The organism is Actinoplanes hulinensis (assembly GCF_019429605.1).
Lineage (GTDB): Bacteria > Actinomycetota > Actinomycetes > Mycobacteriales > Micromonosporaceae > Actinoplanes > Actinoplanes campanulatus.
Map to the genome: position 1 here is coordinate 14,263 of NZ_JAHXZI010000042.1, position 19,501 is coordinate 33,763.

A 19,501-nucleotide genomic window follows, 5' to 3' on the forward strand; every position below is an offset into this window, starting at 1 on the left:
CTGGCAAGCTGACCGCCATGAAGGTTCTGCTCCCCGGCACCGTCCCCCTCGACCCGGACCTGCCCGCCGGCGTGACCACCGCCGTCTACGACGTCCGCCGCCCGGTCCCCGACGAGCACACCGACGCCGAGGTCCTGGTGGTGTGGGGCAACACGCCGGAGAACCTGTCCGACGCCGCCCAGCGGCTGAAGGCGGTCCGCTGGGTGCAGACGCTCGCCGCCGGGCCGGACGCGGTGCTGGCCGCCGGGTTCGCCACCGACGTGGTGGTCACCGCGGGGCTGGGGCTGCACGACCGGACCGTCGCCGAGCACACGCTGGGCCTGGTGCTGGCCGCCGCCCGCCGGCTCAACCGGCTGGTCCGGGCGCAGATCGGCCGCCGCTGGGCGGGCGAGTGGGGCGGCCTGCAACCGGTGGACGAGCCGGGCGCGTTCCGTACGCTGCGCGACGCGAACGTGGTGATCTGGGGTTTCGGCGGGATCGCGGCGAGGCTGGCCCCGCTGCTCGCCGCGCTGGGAGCGCGCGTGACCGGGGTGGCCCGCGCCGCCGGGGAGCGGCACGGCTTCCCGGTGGTGACGGACGCCGACCTTCCCGGCCTGCTGCCGGAGACCGACCTGCTGATCAACATCCTGCCGGCCACGCGGGAGACGGCAGGCGTCCTGGGCGCCGCGATCCTGGACCGGCTGCCCGCCCACGCATGGGTGGTGAACGTGGGCCGCGGCGCCACCCTGGACGAGGACGCGCTGCTGGCCGCGATCCGGGCCGGGCGGCTCGGTGGGGCGGCCCTCGACGTCTTCGCCGAGGAGCCGCTGCCGGTGACCTCCGGCCTGTGGGACGAACCCGACGTGATCATCACGCCGCACGCCGCCGGCGGCCGTCCGGAGGGCGCGTCCGCACTGCTCGGCGAGAACCTGGCGGCCTACCTCTCCGGCGGCTCACTGCGCAACGTCGTCTCCTGACCCGCGGGTCGAGCGGGCGCGCACGTGCACCCGTTCACCCTGCGGCCCGAAGATGTTGAGCACCTCGGCCGGCTCCGGGCCGGGGTTGAGGATCGCGTGCGGCAGCCGGGTGTCGAACTCGGCCGCCTCGCCCGGGGTGAGCACCAGGTCGTGGTCGCCGAGCAGCAGCCGGACCCGCCCGGACAGCACGTAGAGCCACTCGTAGCCCTCGTGGGTCTGCTGTTCCACCCCGCACGCCCCCGGTTCGGGCGGCAGGATCTGCTTGAAGGCCTGCAACCCGCCCGGCCGCCGGCTGAGCGGGACGTACGTGTGCCCGCCTCGCTGGATCGGCCGCGCCCGGACCCGGGGGTCGCCGGTCTCCGGCGCGTCCACCAGTTCGTCGAGGGTGACCTGGTACGCCCCGGCCAGCGGCAGCAGCAACTCCAGCGTGGGGCGGCGGCTGCCCGACTCGAGGCGGGACAGCGTGCTCACCGAGATCCCGGTGGTCTCGGCCAGCCGGGTGAGCGTGATCTCCCGCCGCTGGCGCAGCTCGCGCAGCCGGGGCCCGACGGCGGCGAGCGCGGACTCCAGGTCTTTTGCCATAACAGCAACATTAGTTGCCGTCCTGCCGCAGCGTTGGGCACGGTGAGCGGGAGAGGCGAGAGAGGAGTACGCAGTGGAGGAGCAGACGTACGACGTCGTGGTGATCGGCGGCGGCGCGGCCGGACTGAGCGGAGCCCTGGCCCTGGCCCGCTCCCGGCGGTCGGTGCTCGTCGTCGACAGCGGGGAGCCGCGCAACGCCCCGGCCGCACACATGCACAACTACCTGGGCCGGGACGGCACACCCCCGGCCGAGCTGCTGGCCGCCGGCCGGGCCGAGGTCCTCGGCTACGGCGCCGAGCTGCTGACCGGCCGCGCCGAGTCGGCGGTCCGTGACGGCGACGGGTTCCGGGTGGCGATCGACGACGGCCGGCTGGTCCGCGGGCGGCGCCTGCTGGTCACCACCGGCCTGGTCGACGAGCTGCCGGACATCCCGGGGCTGGCCGAACGGTGGGGCCGGGACGTGGCGCACTGCCCGTACTGCCACGGGTGGGAGTTGCGGGACAGGCGGATCGGCGTGCTGGTGACCGGGCCGCTGAGCCTGCTCCAGGCGCAGATGTGGCGGCAGCTCAGCCCCCACGTGCTGGTCCTGCTCGACGGCCGGCCCGCGCCCGGCGCCGAGCAGGCCGAGGAACTGGCCGCCCGGGGCATCCCGGTGGTGGACGGCGCGGTGGTGGGCGTGGAGGTGTCCGGGGACCGGATGACCGGGGTGCGGCTGGCGTCCGGCGAGACGGTCGCGGTGGACGCGCTGGTGGCCGGGCCCCGGTTCACCGCCCGCTCCGGGGTGCTGGAGTCGCTGGACCTTCCCGCCGAGCCGTTCGAGATGCACGGGCATGTGCTGGGCAGCCGGATCCCGGCCGACGAGACCGGGGCGACCCGGGTGCCCGGCGTGTGGGTGGCCGGGAACGTGACGAACCTGGGCGCGACCGTCGTGGTGGCGGCCGCGGGCGGGCAGACCGCCGCCGCCGCGATCAACATGGACCTGATCGCCGAGGACACCCGGCGGGCGGTGGACGCCTACCGGGAGCGGATCTCCACCATGTTCACCGAGGACGCCTGGGAGCAGCGCTACCGCGGCAGGGACGCGATCTGGAGCGGGCGGCCCAACCCGCAACTGGTCGCCGAGGTGCCCGGGCTGACCCCGGGACGTGCCCTGGACGTGGGCTGCGGCGAGGGCGCCGACACGGTGTGGCTCGCCGAACGCGGCTGGGAGGTGACCGGCGTGGACATCTCGACGGTCGCCCTGGAGCGGGCCGCCGGGCACGCGGCCGGGGCCGGGGTGGCCGAGCGGGTCACGTTCCGGCACGCGGACCTGCGAGCCGACCCGCCGGGGGAGGCGTACGACCTGGTGTCCGCCCAGTTCATGCACCTGCCGCCGGAGGAACGCCGCGAGCTGTACGCCCGGCTGGCCGACGCCGTGGCCCCGGGCGGCACCCTGCTGGTCGTCGGCCACCACCCGTCCGATCTGGCCACCTTCGCCCGGCACCATTTCCCGGACATGCTGTTCACCGCCGAGGAGATCGCCGCGGAACTCGACCCGGAGGCGTGGAAGGTGGTCACCGCCGAGGCCCGCCCCCGGACGGCCACCGACCCGGACGGCCGGGTGATCACCGTCCGGGACGCGGTTCTGGTGGCGCGGCGTCAGGGCTGACCCCGGACAGCGGCCGCAGTCGGTGTACTTGTCCGAGTTTTCCGGCCCGAGTTCCGGCTAACCGGGCGAATCGCCAGCATGGCTGCGGCTGCCTTGCTGCAATGGGCACATGCGGCCGGACGATCCTGAACGACACCCCGATCCGGGCGAGGACGCCCGGGCGGCGCTCGCTGCCTGGCGGGACGGGCTCGTCGATCCGGGCGGCCCCGACCGCCTCGTCAACCTGCCACGCGGCGGCGCCGACCTGGTGGAGATCGTCTCCCCGAACCCGGCCGGCGTCGTCGAGGCGCTGCGCCACGGCCGGGACTGCACCCTGTCCGGGGCCGGGGCGGAGAAGGGCAGCCTGCGTACCGACCTGCCGGACGGGGTGCTCCGGCCGCTGCTGCGCCGCCTGCGCCGGCAGACCCGCCTGGAACGGGCCGACCGCGGGGTGGACGTGCTCTACCTGGCGGCCGGGCTGCTGCACTGGCAGGACGGCGACGGCGCCGGCTACGCCAGCCCGCTGCTGCTGATCCCGGTCGACCTGGTCGTCCTCGGCCCGGGCGAGGTGCCCCGGCTGCGCGCCGGCAGCGGCGACCCGATGGTCAACCCGGCCCTCGCCGCCCGGCTCGCCCGCCTCGGCGTCACCCTGCCCGAGAGCGGCGACCTGGCCGGCCTGGACATCGCGGCGCTCACCGCCGAGGTCGCCGGCGCCGGCCGGCCCGGCTGGCACACCGCCGACCTGGCCGTGCTGGCCCGCTTCGACCCGGCCGTCGAGGCGATCCGCCGCGACCTGACCGAGAACGAGGACCGGATCCTCGCCCACCCGGTGGTCCGGGCGCTGGCCACCGCCGCCGGCACCGAGGGCGCGTTCACCTTCGCCCCGATCACCGCGGACGAGATCGACGTGCTCGCCCCGCCCGACGACGTGCCACTCGTGCTGGACGCCGACGCCGGGCAGCGCGCCTGCGTGGCCGCCGCCTGCGAGGGCCACAGCTTCGTCGTCGACGGCCCGCCCGGCACCGGCAAGTCGCAGACCATCGCCAACATGGTCGGCGCGCTCGCCCACGCCGGGAAACGGGTGCTGGTCGTCTCCGAGAAGGCGGCCGCCCTGAACAGCGTCCAGCACCGGCTGGCCGACACCGGGCTCGGCAACTACCTCCTCGACCTGCACGGCGACCGGGTGTCCCGCCGGCATGTCGCGGCCACGCTGGCCGCCGCGCTGGAGGCGGACCCGCTGCCCGGCACCCCGATGGGCGACGAGGCACGCCAGGAGCTGCGGGACCGGCGGGAGCGGCTCAACGCGTACGCCGAAGCCGTCAACGAGATCCGCCACCCGCTCGGCCGCAGCCTGTACGAGGTGGCCGGCCGATTCGCCCGGCTGGCGGGCCTGCCGGAGGCGCCGGCCCCGGCCCTGCCCGCCGCCGCCCTGACCGACGAGGTCCTGGACCGGATCCGTGACGCCGCGGACCGCCTGACCGGGGCCTGGCGCCCGGCCACCGAGCGCAGCGGCTACCGCTGGCGCGAGGTCGCCGAACGCGAACCGCTCGACGAGACCCTGCTGGAGGCCCAGCTCGCCCTGGAGGACCTGGCCGGCGCCGTCGCCGTGAACGGGCCCATCGCCGCCGCCTTCCACCTGCGGGCGCCGGACGACGCGGCCACCCTCGGGGAGATCGCCGAACACGCCGCGCAGCGCCCGCCCGGCGTCGCCGACCAGTGGCTCACGGCGAACACCCTGCGCCCGGTCCGGACCGCCGCCGAGGAACTCGCCCAGCGCATCGACGTGTCCCGCCGGGCCGCCGAGGCGGTCCGCAACCGGGCCGGTGTCGGCTGGGAGACCCTGGCCGCCCCGATGAACCTGGACGCCCTGCCCGAGCCACCCCGGCTGAACCCGCCCGCGGTCCGGCTCGAACCGCTCACCGCGGAGGAGGCCAAGGCGCTGGCCGGCCGGTTCGCCGCGGACGCCGACGAGCTGGAGCACCAGCAGAAGAACCTGGAGCGGGCCACCGTCCGGCTCGGCCTGCCGGACGTGGTCACCTTCTCCGACGTCGAACTGGTGCACCTCGTCGCCGAGCTGGGCGGCCGCCCGGACAAGCCGGAGAAGACGTGGTTCGCCCCCGGCGCCCAGTCCGCCGTGCACAACGCCGCGAGCACGCTGCGGCTGCACATCGACGCGGTCGCCGCGGCCCGCGCCGCCGCGCACGAGATCTTCACCGGCGCGGTGCTCACCGAGCCGGTCGAGGACCTCGCCGAGCGGTTCGCCACCCTGCACCGCGGCGCCCGCAAGCTGCTCGCCCCGTACCGGCGCGACCGGGAGACGGTGGCCGGGTTCATCCAGCCGGGCGTCACCGTCGACGACGCGATCGCCGAACTCGGGCTGGCCGTAGCCTGGCGGCGCGCCCACGAGGGCCTGATCGCCGCCGAGAGACAGCACGCCGGCCTGCTCGGGCGCTTCTGGAGCCGGGCCGACACCGACTTCCCGGCGATCGGCCGGGCCCTCCAGACGGCCGGCGAGGTGCTGCGGGTCACCCCGCCCGAGGCGCTGCCCGCGGTCATCGACTACGTCTGCGCGGTGCACCCGGCCGACGACCTGGTCCGGGCCGTCACCGAGGCCCGCGACGTGTTCCGGTACTGGCGGGGCACCCTGCGGCCGGAACCCGACCCGGCCGGGCGGCCGGAACTCGGCCACGGCCCGGTGCACGAGGCGATCGCGTGGCTGCGCGCCCAGGTGGCGCCGCTGCGCGACACCGCCGCGATCCTGCGGCAGCTCGGCGACGCCATCGGCCGGGACCTCAACGGCGCCGAGGCCGCCGGGATCATCGAGGTACGGCAGGGCGTGATCGACGCCGAGGACGCGTTCGCCGCCGCGAGCCGGTCCTTCGAGACCACCCTCGGGCCGGTGTTCCAGGGACGGCACACCGACCTGCGAGCCCTCGAGGACGCCATCGAGTGGACGGCGCACGCCCGTACGCTGCGCACCGGCGCCGACACCGCGCTCACCGGCGAACAGGCCGAGGCGCTGACCGCGGGCCGCCCCACCCCCGACCTGACCCCGGCGATCACGGCATGGCAGGAGGCCCGGCAGCGCATCCTGGACGCCTTCGGCCCGGCCCGGCAGGTCCGGCTCGGCACCACCCTGGACCGCTACGAGACAGCCCACGACCTGCTGCGCGACCTGCTCGACGACGACACCGGCCAGCAGGAGTGGTTCCAGTACCTGGAGGCTCGCGCGGTCCTCGCCGAGTACGGGATGGACACCGCCATCGACTTCTGCGCCGACCACTCGGTGGACGTGAAGCGGCTCGGTGACGTGCTGGAACGCAGCGCGTACCGGGCGTGGACCGACCACGTCCTGGCCGAGGACGAGCGGCTCCAGCCGGCCGCCGGGGTCAACCGCGACGAGCTGGCCGCCGGGTTCCGCCGCCTGGACTCCGAGCTGCTCACCGACGCCGCCGAAGCGGTCATCGAGGTGCTCGGCCGGCGGCGGCCGGAGGTCACCGGTGGAGACGGCGCCGCGCTGATCCGCGCCGAGGGCCTCAAGAACGACGGCCACCTCCCGGTACGCGACCTGCTCGCCGGCGCCTGGGACACGGTCGCCGCCCTCAAACCGTGCCTGGTCATGCCGCCCGCCGCGGTGAGCCGCCTGCTGCCGGCCGAGGCGTCCTTCGACGTCGTGGTGATCGACGAGGCCTCCCGGATGACCCCGGCGGCCGCGGCGGCCTGCGCCTACCGGGGTGCGTCCCTGGTGATCGTCGGCGACGACGCCCAGCTGCCACCGGCCGGCGACCAGCCGTCGGTGCTGGTGGTGGCGAACGACTGCGGCGCGTTCACCCGGCTCGCCCTCACCTGGCACTACCGCAGCCGGCACGAGAGCCTGATCGCCTTCGCCAACCAGGCCTTCTACCAGGGCCGGCTGAACACCTTCCCGAGCCCGCACCCGTCCGGCGAGGATCTCGGCGTCCAGCTCCACCCGGCCGTGGACACGAGCGAGGCCCGCCTGGTCGCCGAACGGGTCCTGCACCACCTCACCACCCGGCCGTCGCTGTCGCTGGGCGTCGTGACACTCACCGCCGGCCACGCCGACGAGATCGCCGACGCCGTCGAGGCCGAACTGGCCGGGCGCCCCGACCTGGAGGGCTTCCTCGGCGACTTCGTGGTCGAGGGCGCCGAGACGGCACAGGGCGACGAACGCGACGTGATCATCCTGTCCACCGGCGCGAGCCTGGACGCGGCCGGCGGCCCCACCGGCGCACGGCGGCTCGCCGTCGCCGTCACCCGGGCCCGGCACCGGGTCGAGGTGGTGTCGGCGATCGGCGCCGGGGACCGTGAGGAACCCGCCGACGAGGGGGAACGCCGGCTCGCCGCATACCTCGACTACGCCGAGCGCGGCGGGCCGGCGCCCACCGAGCAGGAGCCCTCCCCGATCGAGGAGTCGATCCGGGAGACCCTGGAGAACTGGGGCTACCCGGTGCACACCCGGTCCGGCGCGGGCCGCTACCGGGTCGAGATCGGGGTGCGCCACCCGGACGACACCCGCGAGTCGTACGCCCTCGGCGTCCGCTGCGACGGCCCCGGCTACCAGCTGTCCCCGGTCGCCCGGGACCGGGACCGCCTGCACGAGCAGGTGCTGCACAGCCTCGGCTGGCACCTGCACCGGATCTGGTCGGTCGCGTGGTACCACGACCGGGAGAACGAGGAGGCCCGGCTCCGGACGGCGGTCGAGAGCGCCCTGGCCATCCCGGACGTCTTCGCCGAGACCGAGGACGAGACGCTGACCGCTCGCCCGGCGCAGCGGCCCGAGTGGGCGCTGCCCTACGAGCGCGCCGTGATCGAGCCGCTGCCGGCCACCACCCGCCTCGCCGACGCGGTGGCCCGGCAGCTGCTGATCGAGGCCGTCGAGCGGATCGCCGAAGTGGAGGGCCCGGTGCACCTGGCCACGCTGAGCCGGCGGATCCGTGACGGCTGGGGCATGGCCCGCCTCACCCAGCAGGTCAAGGCGGCGATCGAGACGGCCGTCCGCGACTCCCGCGCCGGCTTCGACGGCACCTTCGTGACCGCCCCGGACGCCCCGATCCCCGCCGTACGGGTGCCCGCCGACGGGGTCACCCGCAGACCCGAGCAGGTCGCCGACGCCGAGATCCAGCTCGCCCTGGAGTACCTGGTCCTCGACGCCGGCCTGGTCGAGGGGGAGGACCTGCTGGCCGCGGCCGGGCGGCTGTTCGGCTGGAGCGGCAACCGGGCGGGCGCGGCCCGGCTCGCGGCGATGCTCGACGACCTGGTCGAGGCGGACCGGCTGATCGCGCACCGCAACGGGCTGATCGCCGCCCCGGCGAACGACCTGCTCGACCTGCCCGACCCGGCGATGCTGCCGCGCCGGGAGGAGGCCGGCCGGCCGGTGTGGACCGGGGTCAACCTTTGACGTAGTCGTCGTGCGGGGTCCCGGCGGTCCACAGGGTCGTCCGGGTCCGCGCGCAGTGCCGGACGATCGCCGGATCCTCGGTGAGCGCGCCCCCGGCGAACCCGCCGTCCGGACCGAACAGGGTGAACACCACCCGGCGGTCGTCGAACAGCCAGAAGTCGTCGAAGGCGACCGCCAGCCCGCCCGCCTCCGGCCGGGGCAGCCAGCGGATGTCCTCGCCGGCCTCGACGTTGAACCCGGAGATGCTCAGCAGCCACCGCGTGTAGTCCAGATGAGGCACCGGCACCACCCGCAGCCGCCGGACGCTGCGGCCCGCGTCGGTGACCTCCCGGACCAGCTCCAGCCACGGCCGCTGCCAGCCCAGGTCGTCCGGTTCGCCGTCGAGGAACCGCTGGAACGGCGCCGACTCCTCCCGCGTGTGATAGACGTCCCGCACCTCCAGGTGGAACGCCGTCCGTTCGAAGGACCGGAACAGCCCGTCGAACGCGTCACCCCGAAGCAGCCGCATGTCCCACCTTGACCACAGTGGACGAGACCGGTCCAGCCCGCCCGTGACGTTGACGCACGTGGAGGGAAAACGTCAGCGGATCTGCACGCCGGAGATGGCGCGTGCGATCACCAGCCGCTGGATCTCCGAGGTGCCCTCGAAGATCGTGTAGATCTTGGCGTCCCGGAGCATCCGCTCGACCGGATGCTCACGCAGATAGCCGGCGCCGCCGAGGATCTGCACCGCCTTCCCGGTGACCGCGACCGCCACCTCACCGGCCTTCAGCTTCGACATCGAGCCCTCGCCCGCGGTGAACGGCCGTTCGTTGCGGCCCATCCACGCCGCCCGCCACACCAGCAGCCGGGCCGCGTCGATCTCCATCCGCATGTCGGCCAGCGCGAACGCGACCGCCTGGTTCTCGATGATCGGGCGGCCGAACTGGACCCGGGTCTTCGCGTACTCCAGCGCGTACTCATAGGCGGCCCGGGCGATGCCGATCGCCTGCGCGCCGACCGCCGGCCGGGACAGCTCGAACGTCCGCATCGCCGCCTGGCCGGACCGCTTCTGCCCCTCACGCGCCTTGGCGAGCCGCTTGTCCAGCGCCTCCTTGCCGCCGAGCAGGCAGCTGCCGGGCACCCGGACGTCGTCGAGGAACACGTCGGCCGTGTGCGAGGCCCGCAGCCCCAGCTTCTTCAGCTTCTTCGTCCCGGCCAGGCCCTTGGTCCCGGGCGGCACGACGAACGCGGCCTGCCCCCGGGAACCCAGCGACGGGTCGACACTGGCCGTCACCACGTGCACGTGGGCGATCCCGCCGTTGGTGGCGTACGCCTTCTGCCCGCTGATCACCCACTCGTCGGTCGCCTCGTGGTAGACCGCCCGGGTCCGCATCGACGCCACATCCGAACCGGCCTCCGGCTCGGTGCTGCAGAACGCGCCCACCTTGGGGTCGGCGGCGTCACCGAAGCACTGCGGCACCCACTCGACCAGCTGATCCGGCGTACCCGAGCCGAAGATCGCGGCCACCGCGAGCGACGTGCCGGAGATCGCCATGCCGATGCCGCCGTCGCCCCAGAACAGCTCCTCGTTGGCGACCGGCAGACTCAGCCCGGACGTGTCCGACCAGGTGTTGGCGAGGAACTCGAACCCGTACAGGCCGATCTTCGCGGCCTCCTGGAGGACCGGCCAGGGAGTCTCCTCGCGCTCGTCCCACTCCGCGGCCGCGGGCCGGACCACCGATTCGGCGAACCCGTGCACCCAGTCGCGCAGCTCGCGCTGTTCGTCGTTGAGGTCGAGCCAGAACTCCACGGTCAGCCCCTCCGCCGGCAGGTTAACTCGCCGGTAACCTTACGAGGGCGTAACTTCCGGGACAAGACCCATCAATGGGTCTCAACGCTCCAGGATCGCCACCACGCCCTGACCACCGGCCGCGCAGATGGAGATCAGGCCCCGGCCCGAACCCTTCGACGCGAGCTGCTTGGCCAGCGACGCGACGATGCGGCCGCCGGTCGCCGCGAACGGGTGACCGGCCGCCAGCGAGGAACCGTTGACGTTCAGCTTCGCCCGGTCGATCGAGCCGAGCGGGGCGTCCAGGCCGAGCTTCTCCTTGCAGAACTCGGGCGACTCCCACGCCGCGAGGGTGGCCAGCACCTGCGACGCGAACGCCTCGTGGATCTCGTAGTAATCGAAGTCCTGCAGGGTGAGGCCGTTGCGGGCCAGCATCCGGGGCACCGCGTAGGCGGGCGCCATGAGCAGACCCTCGTCACCGTGCACGTAGTCGACCGCCGCGGTCTCCGAGTCGGCGAACCAGGCCAGCACCGGCAGCGAATGCGCGGCCGCCCACTCCTCGGAGGCGAGCAGCACGGTCGAGGCGCCGTCGGTGAGCGGCGTCGAGTTGCCCGCCGTCATCGTGGCGTTCTCCTCGCCGTACACCGGCTTCAGTCTCGCGAGTTTCTCCAGGCTGGTGTCCGCGCGCAGGTTCTGGTCCCGGGTCAGCCCCAGATAGGGCGTCAGAAGATCATCGAAAAAGCCGCGATCGTACGCCTCCGCGAGCCGCTGGTGGGAGGTGAGCGCCAGCTCGTCCTGGTCGGCCCGCCCGATGTTCCACCGCAGGGCCGTGACCGCCGCGTGCTCGCCCATCGACAGCCCGGTCCGCGGCTCCGCGTTGCGCGGCAGCTCCGGCCGGAGCGCGTGCTGCGGGCGCAACTTGGCCACCGCCCGGAGCCGGTCGCCGAGGCTCCGGGCCCGGTTCAGCTGGAGCAGAGCGCGCCGCATGTCCTCGTTGAGCTGCAACGGAGCGTCCGAGGTGGTGTCCACGCCACCGGCCACACCGGAGTCGATCTGCCCGAGCGCGATCTTGTTGGCCACCAGGACGGCCGCCTCCAGACCGGTCCCGCAGGCCTGCTGGATGTCGTAGGCCGGGGTGCGCGGGTCCAGCCGCGAGCCGAGCACCGTCTCCCGGGTCAGGTTGAAGTCGCGCGAGTGCTTCAGCACGGCCCCCGCCACGACCTCACCGAGCCGCTCACCGGCCAGCCCGAACCGGGCGATCAGCCCGTCCAGCGCGGCGGTCAGCATGTCCTGGTTCGATGCCTCGGCGTAGCGGCTGTTGGATCGGGCGAACGGAATCCGGTTCCCGCCCAGCACGGCCACACGGCGCACGTCCACCACGACTATCCTCCACATCGAAGAATCTCGGTTACTCACCGGTAGGCTACTCGCATGGCTGACAGGTACGCGAACTTCGCCAACTCCGGTCTCGGCCGGACCGTGGTCAAGCGCCTCGGGCTGCCTGATCCGCCCCGGCTGCGCCGCCACCGGGCCGGAGATCCGCTGGTCAGCGGGCCGGTCCTGCTGGGCGCGGCGCCGGGCGGCCGGCTCTCCGAGCCGATCCGCAAGCTTCTGGGCGCGGCGGGCGCGGAGGTCACCGATCAAACCCAGGACGGGGTACGGGTGAGCGCACTCGTCCTCGACGCCACCGGGATCACCGACAGCACCGGGCTGCGGGCACTCTACGACTTCTTCCACCCGTACGCCCGCTCCCTGGAGGTCTCCGGCCGCGTGCTGGTGCTCGGCACCCCACCGGAAGCCACCGCCTCGCCGGCCGAGGCGACCGCGCAGCGGAGCCTGGAAGGCCTGACCCGCAGCATCGGCAAGGAATTCGGGCGCGGGGTGACCGCGCAGCTCGTCTACGTGGCGCCCGGCGGCGAGCAGGCCGTCGAGTCGACGCTGCGCTTCCTGCTCAGCGGCCGCTCGGCGTACGTCTCCGGCCAGGTCGTCCGGGTCGGCGCCGGCGACGTGCCCGCCCCGGCCGACTGGGACCGGCCCCTCGACGGCAGACTCGCCCTGGTCACCGGCGCGGCCCGGGGCATCGGCGCGGCCATCGCCCGGGTGCTGGCCCGCGACGGCGCCGACGTGATCGCGCTCGACGTGCCGGCCGCCGGCGACGCCCTCGCCGACGTGGCCAACGAGACCCGCGGCCGCGCCCTGCAACTCGACCTCACCGCCGACGACGCGCCCGAGCGCCTCGCCGGATACCTGGCCGCCGGGCCGCACGCCGGCGTCGACATCGTCGTGCACAACGCCGGCATCACCCGGGACAAGACGATCGCCCGGATGTCCGAGGACCGGTGGGACTCGGTGATCGGCGTCAACCTGACCGCCCCGGAACGCGTCGACGAACTGCTGCTGGAACGCGGGCTCATCGGCTCCGGCGGGCGGATCGTCGGCGTCGCCTCGATCGCCGGCATCGCCGGGAACCGCGGACAGACCAACTACGCCACCAGCAAAGCCGGCGTGATCGGCAGGGTCCAGGCGTACGCCCCGCTGCTGCTCCCACGCGGCATCACCATCAACGCGGTGGCGCCCGGCTTCATCGAGACGGCGATGACCGCGAAGATGCCGATCGGGCTGCGCGAGGCCGGACGGCGGCTCAACAGCATGTCCCAGGGCGGCCTGCCGGTCGACGTGGCCGAGACGATCGCCTGGCTCGCCTCGCCCGGGTCGGCGACGATCACCGGCAACGTGGTCCGGGTCTGCGGTCAGAGCCTGCTCGGGGCCTGACATGGTGGCGGTCGTCGAGCTCAGTGAAGGGCCGGGCACCACGGCCGCGTACGCCCGGGCCGCCCTCGGCCTGCTGCCCGGCTTCGGCCGCTCCGGCGACACACTTCCCGACGTCGAGGTCCAGCACCGGGGCGTGACGGTCGACCCGGGGCACCTGGCCGTGTACGACCGGGTCTGCGGGTTCCGGCTCACCGACACGCTGCCCGCGACCTACCCGCACGTGCTGGCGTTCCCGCTGGCCATGCGGCTGATGACGGGGGAGGGTTTTCCGGTCCCCCTGATCGGCCTGGTACACGTCGCCAACCGGATCACCGTGCGCCGGGCCATTCCGTCGAGCGCGGTGCTCGATCTGTCGGTCCGGGCCGCCGACCTGCGGGAGCATCCGCGCGGGCGCCAGTTCGACGTCGTCGCCACCGCCACGGTCGACGGGGCCGAGGTGTGGCGGGGCGTCTCCACGTACCTGCGCCTCGACGCCTCCCGCGCCGCCGACGCCGTACCGCCGCCTTCCGGTGGCTCCCTCACCGGCTCGCGCCCGTCCCCGGCGGGCGGGGCCGTGTGGCGGGTGCCCGCCCGGGTCGGCGGTGACTACGCCGCGGTCTCCGGCGACCGCAACCCGATCCACACCTCCCGGCTGGGGGCGCGGCTCTTCGGCTTCCCGCGCCCGATCGCCCACGGCATGTGGACCAAGGCCCGCTGTCTGGCCGCACTGGAGGGCCGACTCCCCGGCGCGTACACCGTCGACGTCGCCTTCAAGAAGCCCGTCCTGCTGCCGGCCACGGTCCGGTTCACCGCGACGCCGGCCGCCACCGGCTGGGAACTCACCGTCCACTCGCGGCAGCCGCACCTGTCCGGCACGGTCACCGCCGGCCGATGACGATGGCGCTCAGGTCGCGCGGCTCCGGGTCGGGACAGTCGGTCAACCGCGGTCGCTCGCAGCGCACATAGGTGCCGACGCCCGGATCGAGGTCGGTCCGGGTGAAATACACCCTGGCCGCCGCCGGCCACAGGTTGTGCGCCCGCAGATACAGCCGTGTGCCCTGATACCTCGCGACGTCGACCGGGACCGGGAAGGTGACCTTGGCACGCCAGTCGCGGACGTCCGCCTCGCCCGAGGCGATCTCGGTCCCCCGCTCGTCGACGACGGCCAGCAGCAGCCGGGCTCCCTCCCCACCCGCCGCGACCTCCACCGACAGGATCCAGGACCCGGGCACCCGGAACTGGGTCGCCACCCAGTCACGACGGTTCAACGGATGCGCGACGTTCTGCGCGCTGCTCGGCCAGATCTCGTGCATCCGGATCTCGTCACCGGGTCCCGGAGCGACGTTCTGCGCGCTGCTCGGCGAGCTCTCGCGCCCCCGGACCTCGGCACCCGGCTCCCGGCTCCCGTAGAACGGATTCAACGCCATCCCCGAGATCGCCAGAAGTACCGACGCCACCGCGCCGGCGATCCAACGGCGCGGCGCCAGCCACACGGTCAGCGCCGTGGCCCCGGTCGCGAGGAGCACGACCACCAGGTTCCACAGCTTCGCCGGTTCGTCCTGCTCCGCCACGAAGACGCCGAGAAGCCCGAACGCCCCCATCGCCGCGGTGACGACCGCCGGCGTCCGCGACCGCCGGCCGGTCTCCGGAGCGGGACCGGGCTCAGCGGGCCTCTCGGTAACAGCACCTTGACCTGCCATGAGTGAATCCATGCCCGGCGATCGAGGTCATCAAGGCCCGCGGTCGTTGATCCGACAGGCCACACCGTCCTGGCCGTTCATCGCCATCCCCGATCATGCGGAGCCGGATCCTCGCGCCGACCCGCTCCGCGGCTTTCCTAGCTTGCGTTGGCCTTGTTCGTGGCTTTCCTGGTTTGCGTCGATTTCCTTAGTGGCTTTCCGGCTTGCGTCGGCCTTCTTCGTGGCTTTCCTGGTTTGCGTCGGCCTCCTCCGTGGCTTTCACCGCCCGCGCTGGCCGGAAAGGCACCGCACGGCGGCGGAACGATCGGCTCGAGCATGTCGGTGGAGATGGGCTACCGACCAGCCGGTACCTCAGTGACGACACCTCGGCATCCGGCGTCTTGCGGCGTTGACACGGCATCCGGCGTTCTGCCGCGCTGGCCCGGCACCCGGCACCCGGCACCCGGCACCCGGCACCCGGCACCCGGCACCCGGCACCCGGCACACGGCATCCGGCGTCCGGCGTCCGGCGTCCGGCACCGGGCGTCCGGCACCCGGCGTCCGGCGTCTTGCCGCGCCGGCCCGGCTCGTTATCGCGTTGATCCGGCAGACGCGGCTTCGGTAGGTTCCAGGGCATGCGGATGGGTGATCTCGCGGGCGCGATGGTGCGGCTGCGGCCGGCGATCCGGGACGACATCGCGGCGCTCGCCCGGATCCGGGCGGCGCCCGAGGTGTACCAGCGGTGGGGCGGCGACGACGACCTGGCCGCCACCGTAGCCGAGGACCTCGCCGATCCCGGCACGCGAGTGCTCGTCATCCTGTACGAGGACCGCGTCGTCGGCGCCATCCAATGGAGCGAGGAGGCGGACCCCGACTATCGGCACGCCGGTATCGACATCTACCTCAGCCCGGAGGTGCACGGCCTCGGGCTGGGTACGGACGCGGTCCGTACCGTAGCCCGGCATCTCATCGACGACCTCGGCCACCACCGCCTGGTGATCGATCCCGCCGCCGACAACCACGCGGCGATCCGCTGCTACGCCAAGGTCGGCTTCCGCCCGGTCGGCGTCATGCGCCGGTACGAGCGAGGCCCGGACGGCACCTGGCACGACGGCCTCCTGATGGACCTCCTTGCCGGCGAGATGACGTGACCAGCCGGAATCCTCTCTGAGCCTCGGACCATCGACGATGGTCCCCTGCGAGCCAAAAGATCAGGAGTTACGACGCTTTCGTCACCTGGTCACCGAACAGAGGAGATCAGGCCCTGCCGCGCCGGTGACGGCCGTGACGGTCGATGTCCGCTTCCGGTGCCGTCGACCGGCCTCATGCCGGTGATACGGCTTGCCGGGCAGGTCGGTCGTGCATGACGCTGTCGCCGATCGGGTGAGGCTGCCGACGGCTTGCCGGGCGGGTCGGTCCTGCACGATGCTGTCGCCGATCGGGTGAGGCTGCCGACGGCTTGCCGGGCGGGTCGGTCCTGCACGATGCTGTCGCCGATCGGGTGAGGCTGCCGACGGACAAGGGTGCGAACCGGACGGCGAGGCCGCCCCTATCGTGGCGCGGAATCCACGCCCTCGGCGCTCGCTCTCGCAGTGCATTCACCCGCGAGCATGCACGGCAGTCACGGGCCGCCGCCGGCGACACCCTGCTCGACGGACGCCGCCGGCGTGCTGACTCTTGTGGACATCGACTCGATGCCGCGCAAGGCCCGCGGCAAGCAGGAGCAGGGCATCGGTTCGGGCTCATGCCAATGCCAGCGGCTTTAATATTCGTTGCTTGGCCGTCGTTTGTTCGTGTGGTCGTCCGGGTCTGTTGCTTGGCCGTCGTTTGTTCGTGCGGTCGTCCGGGTCTGTTGCTTGGCCGTCGCTAGTTCGTACGGTTGTCCGGGTCTGGTTGCGTCGCCGTCGTTTTGCCCGCGCGGTTGTCCGGGCCGTTGGCCCAGCCCCAGCGTGCCTGATCCACGGGGTCGTCGCCTGCCCGTGGAAGATGCCCGTCGAGCCGTCGAGCCGTCGAGCCGTCGAGCCGTCGAGCCGTCGAGCCGTCGAGCCGTCGAGCCGTCGAGCCGTCGAGCCGTCGAGCCGTCGAGCCGTCGAGACAGGATCGGGTTCGATTGTGGTCGATTTCCCGGCATGCCCTTCCCGAGCTGGACCGTGGCAGGTGAGATGCAGCCCGGGGCAGACACCGGCGTATCCAGCCGCCGCGGACCGGATCCGTGATGGCGGTGGTTCACCGGGTGATTTCGCTTGCCCGCATGTTCCGTGGCCGCCTTTCCAGTTGAATCGCATTATCTCCGGACAAATCTCGCTTGCTTATGGCGATTCGACCGGACGTGGTCCGGGACTCGCTGTCAGCACGGCCATTTCGGCGACTTTCTCCCATGCCGAATGCCGATGGATCTCGATAACCGTGTAGCGCGAAGTCTGTGAGACCTTCCAGTACGTGCTGATATGCCGTTACAAAGCAGTGGGACGCCAGGTTGGCATGATCGACTTCTTACACTTCTGAGCCAGGGTTCGGGAGAATTACCGTATGAGGCAGTCGTCGTTGTTCGGAAGAGCAGAAATCGCCGAGATGCGCGATCGTTCCGCGTTGCGGACCTATTCCGCGGCCCGCGACGAATTCCGTCGTGAACATGAGCGGCACCGCGCATGGGGTCTTCGGCGCCGCCATGCCGAAAAGCTGCGCCGTGCCCGCCATGACGACCGCACACCACCGGCAAGGGCTGCTCCCAGCGTTGTTCCGGTCTGTCCGACGGCACCCGACTCCCGGCCGGGAGTCGGCGCCGCGCGGAGCGTCTCCCCGTCCGCCGCGGTGGGTTTGGAGGTGTCGGCTGTCCCGCTGGCCGCGATGACCTCGGAAGTGTCCGCTGTCCCGCCGGTCGCGGCGGTCTCGGAAGTGGCAACCGGCCCCCGGGCAACAGCTGCTCCAGAGGTCGGACCGGCCCGGCGGGCCGCGCCGGTCTCGAGACCATTGGTTGCTCCGGGAGTGCTGGCTGCTCCGGCGGCTGTAGTGGTTTCGTGTTCGTCTGGTGTCTCAGTAGCTGTGTCGACCCCGCGGGTGTTGGCTGTTCCTGTGGCTGAGGCCGTTCCGGAGACGTTAGTCGGCCCGGAAGGTGGGGTCGTTCCGGAGGTGCCGGCTGCTCCGGCGGCTGTAGTGGTTTTGTGTGCGTCAGCTGTCTCAACAGCTGTGTCGACCCCGCGGGTGTTGGCTGCTCCAGTGGCTGAGGCCGTCCCGGAGACGTTAGCCGGCCCGGAAGGTGGGGTCGCTCCGGAAGCGTCACCCACTCGGGCCGCGGTGGCGGTCCTTGAAGTGTCAGCCACTCGAGGGGCGGTGGCGGTTCTCGAAGTGTCAGCTGTCACGGGAGCTGAGGTGGTTCTGGGAATGTCATCTTTCTCCCGGAATTACTGCCGTTCGAAGCGGCAAATGTCTCGCCAATTGGAGGTGCTCCGGAGTGGCGGCCGCTACGACGGTTGTGGCGGTTCCGCGATTTGTGGTGGTTCTGCAAACCTGTCGGTCGTTCCTCGAGGGCTGGCTTTCGTGCTTCTGTTTCGTATCCTCTGCGAAGAATGGCGGCGGAGAGCAGTCGAAAAGGTTGCGACGGCGAAGACCGGGTGGAAATGGTTTGCGACGGAGGGGAGCGATGGGGACCGGTCTGGGTTGCGTGCTGTCGGACGGAATCCGCAAACCGGATCCGAGGATGACGTCGGCACACGGAGTGGGGGTGTGAAGAGGGCAACCAAGGCGTCTACGGAGCGCGGCGGTGGAGGTGGGCTGTGGTGGCCATCGGCAGTGTGGAGGCTGAGGGTGGCAACGGCAACGGCAACGGCAACGGCGACGGCGACGGCGACGGCGACGGCAACGGTGAGTGGGCGACGGCGACGACGGTTTGGGGCGAGGTGGGGGTTCGGGCGCCGGGTGAATGGTGAGTCTGTGTGACGAGCTTCTGCCGGGGTGGCCTGCGTTGATGGAGGTCGCTAGCGTTCTTGATCATGCGGATTCGTGCTGGTGCGGTGGCGGTCTGTGCTCTTCTCCTTGCCGGCTGTACCGGGTCGACCGGCGCGAGCAGGGTGATGACGGAGAAGTCGCCGGCTGAGCGGTCGATTCAGGCACGCTGGTGGGAGTGGGCGGCCGCCGAGCCCGAGGGCACCAATCCCGTCATCGACGAGACCGGCGAGCACTGCGCCCGTAATCAGCCCGGGGACGTGTGGTTCCTCGCCGGGACGTTCGGTGGCCGGGCCGAGCGGCGGTGCACGGTTCCGCTCGGTGTGCCGGTGGTTGTGCCAGTGGTCAACCTGGTCGCCACCAGAGCGTGGGACTGTTTCGCCTTCATGACAGAGGCCTCGGGCGTAGTCGAGCTCGACGGCGCCGAAGTGCCGCTGGAGCGTTTCGAGGAGGAGCCGATCACCTTCGTCGCCGGAGCGGGTAACCCGGTGACCGGTGTGGGCGGCAGCACCCAGGGTGCGGGGTGCGGGCTATGGGCCCGGATCGATCCGCTCGGCGCCGGCGAGCACCACGTCTCCATCCACGGGACGTCGGGGACTCTCGAGGTGGAGGTGGAGTACACGCTGACGGTGGCCGCATCGTCCGGGCCGACCGCGTAGGACCGCCGCGTGGCCTGGAGAAATGAGAGCTGAGCGGTTTGGGAGCGCCGGGAGGCCAGGGACTGGGGGCTGGTCCGTGTGGGGGTTGAGTGGTGGGGGAGCGCCCGGGGGAGCG

The 19,501-nt window shown here is 72.7% G+C and carries 13 protein-coding genes; 8 read left to right on the plus strand and 5 right to left on the minus strand.

The annotated features are described in order from the left end of the window. Positions 1-17: 17 nt before the first annotated feature. Positions 18-956 carry a phosphoglycerate dehydrogenase gene (locus KZ829_RS41880; RefSeq protein ID WP_220149401.1) on the plus strand — a complete coding sequence of 313 codons (939 nt, stop codon included), beginning with the start codon at positions 18-20 and terminating at the stop codon, positions 954-956. On the opposite strand, the gene KZ829_RS41885 is transcribed toward KZ829_RS41880, so the two are convergent. Beyond that, positions 933-1,538, minus strand: a complete 606-nt coding sequence (locus KZ829_RS41885; RefSeq protein WP_220149402.1) for a helix-turn-helix domain-containing protein — start codon at positions 1,536-1,538, stop codon at positions 933-935. The two genes, KZ829_RS41880 and KZ829_RS41885, sit on opposite strands and share 24 nt — an antisense overlap. Before the next feature lie 73 nt (positions 1,539-1,611). Between KZ829_RS41885 and KZ829_RS44755 the strand changes: the two genes are divergently transcribed. Then, positions 1,612-3,186, plus strand: coding sequence for a bifunctional NAD(P)/FAD-dependent oxidoreductase/class I SAM-dependent methyltransferase (locus tag KZ829_RS44755; protein WP_220149403.1), 1,575 nt, complete (start codon positions 1,612-1,614; stop codon positions 3,184-3,186). A gap of 109 nt (positions 3,187-3,295) precedes the next feature. After that, the gene (locus tag KZ829_RS41895) at positions 3,296-8,584 is read left to right on the plus strand and encodes a DUF3320 domain-containing protein (protein WP_220149404.1); all 5,289 of its coding nucleotides are present in this window, start codon (positions 3,296-3,298) and stop codon (positions 8,582-8,584) included. Here the strand turns inward: KZ829_RS41895 and KZ829_RS41900 are convergent. The 3 genes from KZ829_RS41900 to KZ829_RS41910 form a co-directional block, all read right to left on the minus strand. Further along, the gene (locus tag KZ829_RS41900; protein ID WP_220149405.1) at positions 8,574-9,092 is read right to left on the minus strand and encodes a DUF6879 family protein; all 519 of its coding nucleotides are present in this window, start codon (positions 9,090-9,092) and stop codon (positions 8,574-8,576) included. The genes KZ829_RS41895 and KZ829_RS41900 overlap by 11 nt on opposite strands. A 72-nt stretch (positions 9,093-9,164) precedes the next feature. After that, a complete protein-coding gene (locus tag KZ829_RS41905) occupies positions 9,165-10,376 on the minus strand; it encodes an acyl-CoA dehydrogenase family protein (RefSeq protein ID WP_220149406.1) in 1,212 nt (403 codons plus the stop codon). A gap of 81 nt (positions 10,377-10,457) precedes the next feature. Continuing rightward, positions 10,458-11,735, minus strand: coding sequence for an acetyl-CoA C-acetyltransferase (locus KZ829_RS41910; RefSeq protein WP_220149413.1), 1,278 nt, complete (start codon positions 11,733-11,735; stop codon positions 10,458-10,460). Between the two features lie 51 nt (positions 11,736-11,786). Between KZ829_RS41910 and KZ829_RS41915 the strand changes: the two genes are divergently transcribed. Then, positions 11,787-13,127, plus strand: coding sequence for a 3-oxoacyl-ACP reductase (locus KZ829_RS41915; protein ID WP_220149407.1), 1,341 nt, complete (start codon positions 11,787-11,789; stop codon positions 13,125-13,127). Position 13,128: 1 nt separating this feature from the next. After that, positions 13,129-14,001, plus strand: a complete 873-nt coding sequence (locus KZ829_RS41920) for a MaoC family dehydratase (protein WP_220149408.1) — start codon at positions 13,129-13,131, stop codon at positions 13,999-14,001. Here KZ829_RS41920 and KZ829_RS41925 read toward each other — a convergent pair. Further along, entirely contained in the window at positions 13,985-14,806 is an 822-nt protein-coding gene (locus KZ829_RS41925) for a hypothetical protein (protein WP_220149409.1), read from the minus strand. The two genes, KZ829_RS41920 and KZ829_RS41925, sit on opposite strands and share 17 nt — an antisense overlap. A 620-nt stretch (positions 14,807-15,426) precedes the next feature. Here KZ829_RS41925 and KZ829_RS41930 point away from each other — a divergent pair. From KZ829_RS41930 to KZ829_RS41940, 3 genes are all read left to right on the plus strand, one after another. Continuing rightward, positions 15,427-15,936 (plus strand): GNAT family N-acetyltransferase, encoded by a 510-nt coding sequence (locus KZ829_RS41930; protein ID WP_220149414.1) that lies wholly within the window; start codon positions 15,427-15,429, stop codon positions 15,934-15,936. A 2,625-nt stretch (positions 15,937-18,561) separates the two neighbouring features. Then, entirely contained in the window at positions 18,562-18,711 is a 150-nt protein-coding gene (locus KZ829_RS41935) for a hypothetical protein (RefSeq protein WP_220149410.1), read from the plus strand. A gap of 144 nt (positions 18,712-18,855) precedes the next feature. Then, positions 18,856-19,386 (plus strand): hypothetical protein, encoded by a 531-nt coding sequence (locus KZ829_RS41940; protein WP_220149411.1) that lies wholly within the window; start codon positions 18,856-18,858, stop codon positions 19,384-19,386. Positions 19,387-19,501 lie beyond the last annotated feature (115 nt).